This window comes from Colwellia sp. MB02u-10, from assembly GCF_014077185.1.
Lineage (GTDB): Bacteria > Pseudomonadota > Gammaproteobacteria > Enterobacterales > Alteromonadaceae > Cognaticolwellia.
Window position 1 is genome coordinate 40616 of the sequence record NZ_JACGVK010000112.1, and the last position, 14798, is coordinate 55413.

Genomic DNA, 14798 nt, shown 5'->3' on the forward strand with positions numbered 1-14798 from the left:
ACTGGAAAACTGTCCTCATAAATATACCTACTTGAGGGCAGTTAGACACACAGCTATGAGCTTTTTGTTATTCAAGAAACGATATGCCTGCGTTTAGCGCTAACAATACAAGTGACATCAAAAAATATTTATACTATTTTTGTGCTTTATGATTAATCATCGGTAGGTAACGCTAATGAGGTGTTTAGGGCTAATCAATCTCATTTGGGGATAAACCACTTCACTAATGTATTAATATGTGAACTAAAAAAAGGGTTAAACGATAAATATCGTTTAACCCTTTTATAACCATTGATATATAGACTAACCATCGTTCAATGGTTAGAGCACCGCCTACTTAAAAAAACTAATGATTACTTTTCTGCCTTTATTTTCCTCGCTACCATTAAGTAACAAGTAATTAATTTTAATAGGGGCAGTTACACCTTGCTCAATTAACAAAGTCTTAATTTTATCAGCACGACTCGCGGCTAATTCAATTAACCCATGTTCATTACCAGGCGATTTTTCATAAGACATTAATTCAATATAGCTTAATGCAGATAGTTCTTGTGTTGCTAAACCTGCGTTAATCTTTGCTATATCATTTTGGCTAAGTTTATTTGAAAACAGATCAAAGTTGATGGCTATAGCTTCACTCGCAACCGATTGCTTATTCTCAGTATAAGTGAAACTGACATCTACTCGTTGTGATTTTATATTATTGGCCTGGTTATTATCACCATGGAAATCAACATTCATGCGTGATAATTCAACACCTGCTAAGTAAAGGTGCTTCTGCACATTATAAGCACGCCAATGAGAGAGTTGTGTGTTAAAGCTAGTATCGCCATTTTTTGAGGCATAACCATCAAGTGCTATTGAAATATCATTTCGCTCAGCCAATAAGTATTCAAGTTCACTTAGTTGCGTTAAAGCCTCTTGAGCAAGATTGTCTTTAGTCACGGCAAAGTAAATAGAGATTGGCTCAGGTAGCTCGATTAACGTGGGAATAACAACGTCTACTTCTTCTATCGCAGCAGTTTGAGTAGGTTCAATTTTTGTAAGAGCGTTACTATCAGATACGTTATCAGATACGTTTTTATTCGAGCCACCAGAGTAAGCGTTATTTGAAGCGTCACCGAAGAAATAACGAACACCCATCGAAAAGGTCGTGGTGGTATCACGTGATAATTTAAATTGAGCAACACTTAGATAGGCTTGAAAGTCATCTGACACTCGATAATTTAATTCTCCGGCGTACCAAATATCGTTACCTGACAGGGCATCTGAGCCGACATTTCCTGACATATTTGATAGGTCATAATCACCTTCCCAATCAAAGTATCCTAGACGACCTGCTAATTTTAATTTGTCTGTTAGCGGCCAACTGGCCGCTATATTTAAAGAAAAACCTTCACCACTTTGTGGATAAAAATGCTCTGAATTATCATGAAAAGCATCGATATCAAGGGTATTTCCTTTAAAAGTAACAGCGCGTTCTCCTAGACTTAAATAGCCAGCTTCAAGTCCTATATATGGGGTAAATTGATACCCTAAAAATAACCCTTGACTGAAGTCATTATCATCAACCGATAACGTACTGGCTTCTATACCATTTTGTTGATAAAACCCATCAAAATCGAGTTTATCAACATCCGTTGTACTGTAACCAAGCTCTCCAGCTAGGTACCAGCCTACTTGAGGGGCCTTTATTTCAATACCATCATCGTTAGCATTACCATTGCAACTAAGTATAGCGAGCGAGCCTAAGGCCAAAAATTTTGTGATGTTTATTGATGATATTGATTTACAACTATGACGACATTTACGCCTAAGCATGACTAAACCACCTAATAGTAAAGAGATCCAACCTGCACTACCACCTGATGCTTTAGTTTCTCCCACTGCCTGATAAGCATTAATTGTCACCGAAATAAGCCCTGTAGTTTGGCCTCCGTTACCGTCATCAATAGTATAAGTCACTGTATCTAAACCCCCATAACCAGTTAATGGCGTATATACCATCATGTTATTGCTAATGGTTACACTGCCTTGTATGGCACTGCCATCAATAAGGGTAAGCGTATCACCATCACCATCAGTATCATTTGCAAGTACATCAATAGTGATAGGGGTTCTGTCGTCTGTGCTTGCTGCATCCTCAACTGTTACAGGTTCTATATTTGCAACAACATCAACAGTGACATAGCCAAGACCACTACCGCCATTATTATCGCTGATACCGTAAGATATTGTCGCAATACCAAAGAAATTTTCATCTGGGGTATACAGTAACTGTTCATCAACAATGCTGACGTTGCCAAAATCTACCAATGCACTACTAATCACCAAGCTATCACCATCGGCATCACTGTCATTAATAAGCACATCAACGGTAACTGCATAGTTTTGTCTTGTGCTGACCATTTCTGAATTTACTTCAGGTAAGTTATTAGCGTTATCCCAAGTAGCAACACCACCGGGGTCTATTACTTGACCATTAACTTCGCCATCATCATCGTTAAGCCCACCATCTTCAATAGTGAGTTGCACACACCAATGTCCAGCTGTTAAGCCAATTCTCCATAGGTCACTATTGGGTGGAGGACAAAACCCTACCTCTCCTGCTGTCGATGATACGTAGTTGTTATTGTCTACCGTAAACTCCCCCCAACCAGTAGTAGGTCTGTATTTACGGTAAATAGCGCCTTCTGGAATAGGTAATACTTGAGGTAATACAATACTGACACTTTGTCCTGGTGTTGCCAGGCCATAAACAATAAAGTCAAATAAGCCACCAACGTTAATTGCTTCTTCGTCTGTAGCAAGTTCATAAGTATTTAACAGTATTGAACCTGACTCATTTTGAGCAACCGTTCCACCTTTACGCATACAGACACCTGCCTCTATTTCTGCTAAAAATAGTTGAGATTCACCAACTTGCTCTGGCATAACATTACAGCTGTTATTAGCATCTAAGTAATCAGGTATACCGTCGCCGTCACTATCACCGTAACCTTCGGCATCATCAGGGATCAGATCACCATCACTATCCAGACTAGTTAGTGCTGAGAGTTGACTCACAACCTCAAAGTAAATAACGGTTTCAGTCTTTAAAGCAATTTCGCCATTGTCTGTTACGGTTAATGCTAGGTCGTGACCACCTAATGCTAAGTTTGATGGGGAAAAGGTAAAGCGACTGACATCGTAATCTGTGTCGACTAAATTACCTGAGATATCAAACCAATTATAGCGTTGCGTATCTTGTGTATTAACATCAACAACATGGCTTTTAATTATTACATCACCACCTGAAATATCTATAAACACTCGTTTTTCACCATCTTGAGTGATGGTGTAACTCACTTCTGGCGCAATATTTTCCTCTGTTATGGTGAGCGTAAACTCTGACTTAGCGCCTAGATTTACATCATCAGACAAAGTGATGATAAGAGTTTCAGTATCTTCTGCGATATCATCGGCTAGTACATTAAACCCAATGTTAGCTGAGATACCTGATTCGATAACCACTTCACCAGACAGTAAGTCATGGTCACTGCTATCTGCATTACCACTTACGGTGTAAGTAACTGTGACAGGGTAAGTGGGTGACTCACCATTTAAGTAAACCCCTACCGTATAGTAATTACCTTCACTGCTTTTTCCATCTTTACCTATAGTGATCAATGGGTTTATAGCAACGTTTTGAGTAACCACTCTTTTAAGTCCATCGCTATCTTCTGCTTGCCAGTAGGCTAGGTTATTACCTGGAGGAAAGAAAGTTATGCCATCAACAAGTGAAACAGGAATACTTCTACCGTTATTATCTTTAGCTGTTGCTACGCCTAAGTTAATTTTTGTATAAAGTGCAGTGGCATCGGTACTAACATCATCAGGTAGTGTTATCACTGGTAGCAATGCATCAATATCACCACCAAATGCTACAACGACACTCGCTTGAGCATTGACGTTTCCTTCATTAGTGCGACCATCGCTAATGCCATATTCAAGCTCTAATAGCCCTTGAACAACACCTGACACAAGGTAGACCAATTGATTATCTTCAATAGTTACTGTACCAAGTGAAGCCTTGGCACTTACTATAGTTAATGTGTCACCATCAATATCACTATCGTTTGATATAACATCAAAGATGTAACGACCTTCACTATTATAGGTAAGCGTGAAATTATCGTCATTAGCGACAGGTGCGTTATTTATCCTTGTTTTACTACTATCAAGAGGGTAGTCATCTTCACCATCAGGGACGCCATCATTATCTGTGTCAGCTTCTGTTGGCTCTGTTCCCTCTACACCTTCTTTATAATCAGCTACACCGTCACCATCTGTGTCTTGCATACTAGCTGAATTATTTGGATCTGTATTTTGTTGTTGTTCAATAATATCAGGAACACCATCACCATCGGTATCTATAGATAAATCAGTACCATTGAATTTATCTGAACCAGCTTTGTCTTCAACATAATCAGGATCACCATCACCATCGGTATCAATATTATCAGTAGCATCTTCTGGATCTGTTCCATTTTCTCTTTCAACATAATCAGGCACACCATCACCATCACTATCTACAAGCTGATTAGCATCGCTTAGGTCTGTACCGTCACGCGCTTCTATGTAATCTGGAATACCATCGCCATCGGTATCTTTTTTATCTGCAGCATCGCTTGGGTCTGTATCGTCACGCGCTTCTATGTAATCAGGCACACCATCACCATCGGTATCTTTTTTATCTGCAGCATCGCTTAGGTCTGTACCGTCACGCGCTTCTATGTAATCAGGCACACCATCACCATCGGTGTCTTTTATATCTGCAGGGTCGGTTGGGTCTGTACCGTCACGCGCTTCTATGTAATCTGGAATACCATCGCCATCGGTATCTTTTATATCTGTAGCATCGCTTGGGTCTGTACCGTCACGCGCTTCTATGTAATCTGGAATACCATCGCCATCGGTGTCTTTTATATCTGTAGCATCACTTGGATCTGTACCGTCACGCGCTTCTATGTAATCTGGAATACCATCGCCATCGGTATCTTTTATATCTGTAGCATCGCTTGGGTCTGTATCGTCACGCGCTTCTATGTAATCTGGAATACCATCGCCATCGGTATCTTTTATATCTGTAGCATCGCTTGGGTCTGTACCGTCATGCGCTTCTATGTAATCAGGCACACCATCACCATCGGTGTCTTTTATATCTGTAGAGTCGGTTGGGTCAGTGCCTTCTTCTCGCTCTTTAACATCAGGAACACTATCCCCATCTGTGTCCACCGCCGTTAAAACGCTAATCGTAAAATCTAGTAGCTCGGCACTTTCATTTTGCGAATCAGTAACTGAGATCACAATACCAGCATAATCACCTACCTGAGCAACAGCTGGAATACCCGACAATTGTCCAGTTAAGGTATCAAAGGTTGCCCATACTGGTTTATTAACCATGCTAAATTTTAGGATATCATCCGTATCTACATCTGTTGCTAACGGTGTAAAGTCGTAGTTAACAAGCGCTCTTACTTCAAAAACTGGTGTACCTGAGATTACGGGGGCATCGTTTACGTTAGTCACTGTAATGGTAAAAGCGTTTAAGCTATCACTGACATTTGCTAGGTCAGTAACCGTGAGTACGATATTACTGGTTGTACCTACATCACTGTTAGTTGGCGTACCACTGAGCACACCTGTTGCTGAGTTAATGTTTAACCAGTTTGGTGCACCTGTGATTGAGTAGACTAAAATATCCCCGTTATCATCATCAGTTGCCGTTGCCGTAAAGCTATAAGGAGTGTCTTCAGCAATCGTTGTTGCTGGTGTACCTGCGATCACGGGTGCATCGTTTACGTTAGTCACTGTAATGGTAAAAGCGCTTAAGCTATCGCTCACATTGGCTAGGTCAGTAACCGTGAGTAGGATATTACTGGTTGTACCTACATCACTGTTGGTTGGCGTACCACTGAGCACACCTGTTGCTGAGTTAATGTTTAACCAGCTTGGCGCACCTGTCATTGAGTAGACTAGAGTATCCCCGTCATCATCAGTTGCCGTTGCCGTAAAGCTATAAGGAGTGTCTTCAGCAATCGTTGTTGCTGGTGTACCTGCGATCACGGGTGCATCGTTTACGTTAGTCACTATAATACTGACTGTTGTAGGTAATGATTCGCCAGTATCATCATCCGTTGCGCTATAAGTAAAGCTATCGATGCCTGAGAAATTAACATCAGGTGTGTAGGTTAGGTTTGGTGCGCTTCCCGTTAAAAGACCATTACTAGGAGAATTTACTGTATAACTGACGATTAAACCATCTGAATCAGTAGCAGCCAACACTATTGCAAGCGCATTGTCTTCCAGCGTATTGACTGATTGGCTTGAAACCGTTGGCAAGTCATTGATATCAGCAACAGTGATTGTAATGGTAGCAGTATTAGAATCTGCCGTACCATCGTTTACTTTAATGCTAAAACTGTCACTACCAAAATAATTGGCATTAGGTGTATAGGTTAAATTTGGTGCAGTTCCCGTTAAGGCCCCATTGGTAGGAGTAGAAACTATAGTATAAGTCAGCGCATCGTTATCAGCATCTGTTGCACTTAGTGTGATAGAGGTTGCGGTATCTTCATCGGTTAATACTCCAGTTTGCGGATTGGCAACAGGTGTTGCATTATCTAAAACATTAATAAAAAACGCAGATAAAGAAGCACTGTTAATACCATCGTTTACTGTAATTTGAATATCACTATATAAGCCAGCATCGGCCGCCGCAATAGTATTTGATGGATCAGTTATCGTAAGCTCACCAGTAGAGGCATTAAATGATGCCCAGTCAGGTTTATTTTCAATACTAAAGGTTAGCGCTGCATTTTCAGGATCTGTTGCCACTGGAGTAAAAGAGTAACTATCAGGAGTACGGGGATTAAGTGTATTTGTTGGATTTGTGCCTGAGATGCTTGGTGATTCATTTATATCTTGTAATAACACATTGACGGTCCGTACATCGGTACCTGACGAGCTACCTATTACAGTGACTTCTACAAGATACGAATGAGCATCTGTTTCATAGTCGGGCGCTGTGATAAAAGTCAAAGAGCCTGATGAAGCATTGATCGTAAAAGAGCTACTGTCTGCACCGCCTGTAATTGAGTATGTTGTCGAACCTGTAATATTAGCATTACTGATAATGCCAACGCCTATTTTATTTTCATAAATATTTAGGTTATCAATTGAGCCATTAGCAAAGTTAATAGCGGCTAAACTAGGACCAAATACATTTGAAGATGGATCCGTCACGGTTAATTGATAAGAGGGTATTGTACTGCTAGCATCATGCACAAATTGAATTAGGCCGTTATTAATATCTTTTTGTGTAAACGTAGTAATCTTAACACCGCCATTAGCGATATATTCAAATTGTCCGTGTGTTACAGCAGAAACGGTAATGATTAAATCCGCTGGAACGTTATCTGCATCAGCAAATTTGATGTTATTTGAAGCAATAGATTTTGACGCGCCACTTTCAATGGTCAACTTATTGTTAACTACAATAGGGGGACCAGTGGCGGGTCTATCTGGGTGGTCATTGACACTAACATTGATAGAATAACTAGTGTTTAAACCATCGCTATCCTCAATAATCAAGGACATACTGCGTTGCCCACTAGAGCGAATCACAAACGTATCGGCATAAGTTAAATTGCGCACTAAAGCTTGTACGGCATCTATAGAAGCAGTACCAAAGTCAATACGAAGAGCTTGGCCGATACCATCTTCAAGAGAGCTAACGTCACCTATTTTATTACCTTCATAAAAAACGTCATAATCTACACGACTAATTTGCCCTGTTCCTGTGCCATCAGATTTGATATCTAAAATTTCATACTGACCATCGACAGAAGTAATATTGAACTTTATAAAACCATTATTTAGATGGTTAACTGTATTGCTGTTGTTATCTAAATCGGTCACTACGGCATTAATGTCTTTATCTACCTGTTGAGCATAAGTAGACGAATAACTGGTTAAATCACCTTCAATATTGGTGATTTTAGGCCCATTAGGATCTGGTACAATGAAATTTAAAATTAAATAACTTGTAACAAAGGTATTGGTCGTATCACGCACTTCAAATGTAAGCGGATATGTTCCCGCCGTTAAATCAATAGCGTCGTCCACATTACCTGGAGTAAAAATGAAATTACCTTCGCTAGGCTCTGTTAATGCGCCATCTAATTGACCTAAACTGGTAACATCAACAGCGTTACCGGTAAGACTAAATGAATAGCTAGTACCTTTGGCGACAATAACATTTCGACTATCAGGGATTGATGCATCTGCGACATAAGTAACACCTTGTTTATTTTGTAGGTCTAAAATAAGATCGACATGACTTTTTGACTTAGCGTTACCACTGATATCTACATCTTCCGCGACAAACCCAGCACTATATAAGCCTTGTGGGCTCGCGGGTAAAGCGTTAAAATCCCACGTGACCACACCGGTATTAGCATTTATGGTCACGCCTAAAGGATTGGTGTAACCACTTCCTGTTCTACCCAGCTCATCTTCTGTAGCTAAACGGTAAACAATGGTATCTGCATTTGGATCAGTGGCACTAACAGGGAAAGAAAATGACGAGGCGGCATTGCCATTTTCATCTAACATAGGAATTTCATACAAAATGGGCAAATCAATTTTAGGGGCTAAATTGCCATCTTTCATTAAAATATTGCTTTGAATTTTCCATCTCCCCCCTGAATTGTTTTTTAAACCTATTCGGCAACAACTATCATAATAAACAAAATAAGTTGTATCAGGGTCGAGATCTTTGCCGGTGAAAGTTGTTTCTGCGAATATATAGTCTGTTAAGGTCGTTGTGACTGTGCCAGTGAGTGTTAAGGAAGAAATAGAATTTGGGTTAGTTAAAGTAGATGGCTCACATGATCTACCTAAAGCACAAGCGGTTTTAACCACAATTTCGACATCATTTTTTAAACCGTCATTATCGAGTTCTATTGCACTCCAAGAAATAGAGCCACCGCGCCAATGACTTAAGGTATATAAATAGCTATTTTGTACATTTTGAGCAATTAAAACCTCTTCTTCAACATGACCAACTTTATACTCTAAATCCCAGTCACCACCTAACGTACTATGACCGGTTTTATCTACAGAGGCGGCAACATCAGCGCCAGTTTTATCGGCAATTAACGATAATAATGACTTACCGCTATCTGTTGCGGCTAAATCACAGCCATAAAATAAAATATCCATTCCGGCACTGATATTTTCTTTGATTTTATTTAACGCATCGTCATATTTTTTGAGGTTACCTGCATCAATGCTCTCACCTGCTAAAGTTAGTGAGCCAGGCTCCGCATGAGAAAGAATATGAACACTATCAGCCTGTTTTTTATCTAACTGATTAGCTATTTGAATAAAGGCATTATCAGTGTAATTTAATACGATGTAATGAGTATCTTCAGGTAGGTTCGTAAGAAGCTGCTCAAAATCAGGTACCGTAGGATCTACGACTAACAGCTTAGAGTTGGCCATTACCGATTGGACATTTAATAAAAATAAAATAATAAAAGCTGCTTTTAAAGCATTTATTATTTTTATTTGGCTTTTTTTTATCATTCTTAATTTCCTCTTAGGCGGGTATAGGACCTAATTAATTTTTATGCTTACCGCCTGTTAATGGCTGGTGTTAATCGATATTTTAGTTTAATGACACTATTTTTAGTGTGTCGTTTAACAGGGCTAAATTGAAAACAATAAGTCCCTGGTTTATTGGTGATAATTTCACCCGTATTTTTTGCTATGGAGTCAGACTTTGAAAAATAGTCAGTTTGATATTCATTATTTTCATTATTAGGGTGAACATGAAAATCGAATTTCATCGAAACTTCACTTTCAAAGCTATAAGTCATTGTATTAACATCTAAAATGTCAATACAATGCTCCGTGGGCCAGTTATCATCCCACTGAACAGTTAAGTTTTTATGCTGCCACTGGCTTGAGGCAATAAATTTTTCGCCTTCATGGGCAAAAACAAGAAGAGAAAAAGAATATATGGCTAAATATATGGATAATTGTAACAATTTATTACACCTTTGTAGCATCTTACAGCATTTTGTAACATTTAATAGTGTTTTGTTACTATTTTGTTGTTTTCATTGAACTTACACTAAAGTAGTAAATGTAAACAGTCTTTATTTTGATTGTTTTATTAGCACTATTGATAAAAGCACCTTAAAGGTACTTTAAAATGTCTGAAAAACATTTAATATGGCTAATAAAAAGTGTCGTCTTGATTATGAACTTGGGGACCTTCAATGATATCTTTTAGTTAGACTTCAAAGTGTTTTCACTTTTTATAGTAGACATATAAAGAGTACGTGTTTAACCATCTATCCAAGTGACTATAGCAGTGCCTTTTTTACTGCCACATCTCATGCCGATACGTCTGTTATTAAACGCCATACCTCCTTTTTTTTCATTTATGCAACATACTAAAAATTTTCTGGTTAATAAAAAGTGTGAGTAAAATAATGCCTAAGGCAATGCTAATTCGAACCAATGTTGGCATCACGATTCCACATTAAAAAATTAATCAGAATTCCTGAGGGTATGAGTAGATTATTCATTACAGCTAGAGCCCCAACATTGACCTGTGTCGCTCCCTTGTTCAAAGCAAAATAGCCAACACCGGATGATACAATTCCCCAGTAAGTTAATATGCTCCACTGTAAAGTTGTTTGCGGTAACCTTGATACATCTTCAAATAATCTAAAGGAAACAGTAGCAACTAGAAAAGTACCAATGAAAAAATACAACAACAGTAGGTTGTGAAAGATTCGGCTCATTAGCCATTATTCACTTATAAAATACTCGCACACTTGCCACACATATCACTAAAAAAGTAGGCTATAACAAACTAAGTATTACCTACAGGGCAGGGGGGACAAGGGCACAAAACACCAGTCGATGACCTGGGCACAAAGACTTAAACGGGTTTTGGGATAGAAATAGAAACCTGTGAGGAATGCGGTGGTGCGGTTAAAATTATAGCGAGCATAGACAAATTGTCAGGAAAGAGGATTTGCACAGCGAGTGCGACCCGAAGGGTGAGACACAAGGATGTGTTTAATGAACACCCATTGATGCTCCAACAGATACTCAGCCACCTGAATACAAAAAATGACGAAGTCGTTGAATTATTGCTCTCATATAGCCCCCACAAAGTAGATCGCGGCCTCAGATAAGTCTGTTTGAATAAAAGCCGTTCATCATCATAAACAATATTCAGCACTGGTTTGCACAACAGCAGAAGGCGCTTGTTTTTAATTCTGTGAAAACCGTTGAGTCATAGGCGAAAAATAGCTGAATTTCACTCCCCTAAGGATGTGAGTTAGGTGTTATTACAGAAAATATAAGGCATGATGTATTTTCATTTTATGAAAAATGACGTTTTATTTTACCTATACACGCCCCCTGTCTCTGCTTGCGAGATACGTGAACGTTATTGGCTTATACTCATTGGTTGATATTCGAAAATTAAGCTAATGTTTTTGAACTGTATTAATCATAATCTTCAACCAACAGTGGCTCAAAATACATGCTAGTAGGTAATTTATTATTAGTTCTTGTCATATTATCAGCTAGTGTGCAGAACGCCTTCGCCACGACAAATGTTGATGCTATTATGGATAAGCTACGGAAAATCGATGCCAACGTACTATTGATGCGCCATGCTATTGCTCCGGGTTTTGGTGATCCCATTAATTTTGTTATTAACCAATGCAATACACAGCGAAATCTGGATGCCGTTGGTCGAAGTCAAGCTATCTCATTAGGGCAGAAGTTAAAGCAGTCGGCTATAGTAATTGATAAAATTTATTCAAGCTATTGGTGTCGTTGCCTCGAAACAGCCAAACTTTTACAACTTGGCGAAGTTGAACATTTTGCTGGTCTTAACTCATTTTTTGAAGGGCACGCTGATCGCAATGAAACACTTAAGTTACTGCAAGAAAAGCTTGCAGCGCTCAGCCCAAATAGTCTTACACTAATGGTCACCCATCAAGTGGTCATCCAGGCTGTGTCTGGAATTGGAGTTTCGTCCGGCGAGATTGTTGCCTACAACACACGAACACGCAAGGCGGTTCGAGTCGCGGTTGAATGACTGTCTACATGCGTTAACAATATTTTGAATGTCTATCAACACAGGGTCTATCTTCAATAATCAACAGGGTCAGAAACGTTAAAGTAGTGCGTTAACAACGTTCAACACTATGACCGCCCTTTGTCGACGAAAACTCCATCTACTGATCCTCACTGCTTAGTCTTGTATTCGTTATATTTTTCCAGGCAAAAATTTCATTGATTGGCTGTGGTTTGCCAATGTGATATCCCTGGGCAAAATCAATACCTATATCTTTTAATAACATCAATATATCAGCATTTTCAACAAACTCAGCAATAGTGATTTTTCCAGTTAAATGCGCAATTTGATTAATACTACGAACCATCGCACAATCAACTCTGTCGTTTGCCATATCTTTCACAAACTGTCCGTCAATTTTCAAATAATCAACCGCAAGTTTTTTAAGATAAGCCATCGATGACATACCACTGCCAAAATCATCAAGGGAGATTTTCGCACCGCGCTGATGAAGCATAGTAATAAACTCAGTGGCAATATCTAGGCAATCGATTGCTGCTGTTTCAGTAATTTCGAACGAAATTTTTTGTACCGGTACCTGAGCGTGATCCAATGCCTCGAGAAAAAAGTGATGAAAATCACGATCACCAACCGACTTTCCAGATAAGTTTACGGCGATTATATTAATTTTTTCCAACTCATGAGCATGGGATTTCATCCACTTTAATACGCTATTTACCACCCAATGATCGATTTGTGTGGCTAAGCCAAATCGTTCAGCGGAAGCCATAAATAACGCAGGCGAAACCAAGCCTCCATCGGTATCACGTAAGCGCAATAGCACTTCAAAATGTAGTCCTTTTTCTGCTTGTTCATCAAGTGCCATGATGGGTTGGGCAAAAAGTTCAAAGCGATTTTCATCAATGGCTTGTTGCAAGCGAGAAGCCCACTGCATCTGACCTCGCAGCTCCATTACAGTTAAATCTGTATCTGAATATATTTGCACACGACCGCCACCTTGATGTTTTGCAGCTAAACAGGCGCTAACGGCAGCCTGTTGCACTACCTGAGCATTTTCCCATTTTCCATCGAAAGCTACTACGCCTATGCTGGCACTTACGTGAACGAATTTACCTTTGTGATAAAAACGAATGTTCGCAATTTTTTCACAAGCCTGTTGTGCTATTCGTTGAGCCGCTTTGAGATCACAGCCCTCAAGTAAAAGAGAAAATTCATCCCCCCCGGTTCGCGCCACCAGATTTTTTTCAAACACGTTTAGAGTAAGTATCGCCGAAATCTCTTTTAATAGAGCGTCTCCAGCAGAATGTCCACAGCTGTCATTGATTATCTTAAACTGATCCAAATTGATGGAACACAATACATGTGCAACACCAGTAGAAATTGATGACTCAAATATTTCAAGTAATCTTCGCTCAAACTCTCTGCGGTTCGCCAGTCCAGTCAAATGATCATGACTGGCACGATGATGATCCACTTCCTCCCTCAGTCTTTTTTGGCCGGTTACATCACGAAAAACCATAACGACACCTGTTATCACATCACCAAGGGTAAAAATCGGTGCCGCAGAGCATTCCAGCGAATACTCACTACCATCCTTACTGAGCAACATTGTGTCGCGAGTCAGCCCAACAATGGCACCATCGTCCAAAACATGGGCAATGGGGCTCTTTGCCACCAGCCGAGTATCTTGATTAATGATGTTAAACACTCTCGTTACAGGTTGACCTATGGCATCGGCCAATTTCCAGCCAGTTAATTGCTCTGCAATGGGGTTGATGTATTCGACCACTTGGCGCTCATTGGTGGTAATAACCGCATCGCCGATGGAACTTAACGTCACTCGTGTGCGTTCAAATTCGTTGGACAACGAAAGTTCTAACGCTTTTCGCTCGGTAATATCGTTAATATAACCATGCCATACTATACTGCCATCGGTGCGGGCTTCAGGGGTGGCATTGCCCTCCAGCCAGCGGATGCCAGCTTTGGGTAAAATCACACGATATTGTTGATGCCATACAGTGAGGTTTTTGGCAGAATCTATAATTTCTCGTCTGATCACCTCTAAATCATCCAAGTGAATGCGTTTAAACGCTAAATCTGCGTCTTTTTTTAACTGTAGCGGGCTATACTCATAGATATTACGTATTCCCTCACTTGAGTAAGGAAAGCAGGCACTCCCGTCTGCAAAAAGCTGAAATTGATAAAGGGTACCGGGCACTTGTTCGGTTGCTTTTTTTATATTAAACAATTCATCTTCCAGACGTTTACGTTCGTTCATAGCCATGACCACACATTCGGTATAGGCACTCCCCTCAACTTCTCGTCGCACGGCATTAAAAATGACCGGGATCTCGATTCCCTTTGCGCCAGCCAGAGCCATGGAAATCTCTTCAATATGCCCCTGAAGATGCAATATTGGCATCACTTGCAGATGAAACTGCAAACGGTTGGATGATGTCAGCATGACATCCAAATTTTTACCCACTAAGTCTTGTATAGTAAGGTTAAGCATAGTGGCTAAGGTTTGATTAACCGTCATTACCCTTAAGCTGTCATCAAAGATAAACAAGCCGCAGGGTGCCTCCATAAGATTAAATTTTGAAATATCCACTCTAAATAT

Annotated in this window: 4 protein-coding genes and 1 pseudogene; 2 read left to right on the forward strand and 3 right to left on the reverse strand. The window is 39.8% G+C overall.

The features are described 5' to 3' along the window. Positions 1 to 333 precede the first annotated feature (333 nt). Both H4J59_RS08000 and H4J59_RS08005 read right to left on the reverse strand, forming a co-directional pair. Complete coding sequence (locus H4J59_RS08000) at positions 334 to 9633, reverse strand: Ig-like domain-containing protein (RefSeq protein ID WP_182238343.1); 9300 nt, start codon at positions 9631 to 9633, stop codon at positions 334 to 336. 47 nt (positions 9634 to 9680) lie between these two features. Then, positions 9681 to 10097: a hypothetical protein gene (locus tag H4J59_RS08005; RefSeq protein WP_182238345.1), complete on the reverse strand. Its 417-nt coding sequence runs from the start codon at positions 10095 to 10097 to the stop codon at positions 9681 to 9683. Between the two features lie 850 nt (positions 10098 to 10947). Here H4J59_RS08005 and H4J59_RS19805 point away from each other — a divergent pair. Both H4J59_RS19805 and H4J59_RS08015 read left to right on the forward strand, forming a co-directional pair. Then, positions 10948 to 11195, forward strand: a pseudogene (locus tag H4J59_RS19805) (hypothetical protein); the annotation flags it as partial. Positions 11196 to 11614: 419 nt separating this feature from the next. Then, entirely contained in the window at positions 11615 to 12178 is a 564-nt protein-coding gene (locus H4J59_RS08015) for a histidine phosphatase family protein (protein ID WP_182238347.1), read from the forward strand. A 139-nt stretch (positions 12179 to 12317) separates the two neighbouring features. Here the strand turns inward: H4J59_RS08015 and H4J59_RS08020 are convergent, their stop codons facing one another. Continuing rightward, the gene (locus tag H4J59_RS08020; RefSeq protein WP_310733176.1) at positions 12318 to 14789 is read right to left on the reverse strand and encodes an EAL domain-containing protein; all 2472 of its coding nucleotides are present in this window, start codon (positions 14787 to 14789) and stop codon (positions 12318 to 12320) included. Between the last annotated feature and the right edge of the window lie 9 nt (positions 14790 to 14798).

Bases quoted from the DNA above. Each gene is read 5' to 3' on its own strand.
- H4J59_RS08000 (WP_182238343.1), bottom strand. From the start codon at position 9,633: ATGATAAAAAAAAGCCAAATAAAAATAATAAATGCTTTAAAAGCAGCT.
- H4J59_RS08015 (WP_182238347.1), top strand. From the start codon at position 11,615: ATGCTAGTAGGTAATTTATTATTAGTTCTTGTCATATTATCAGCTAGT.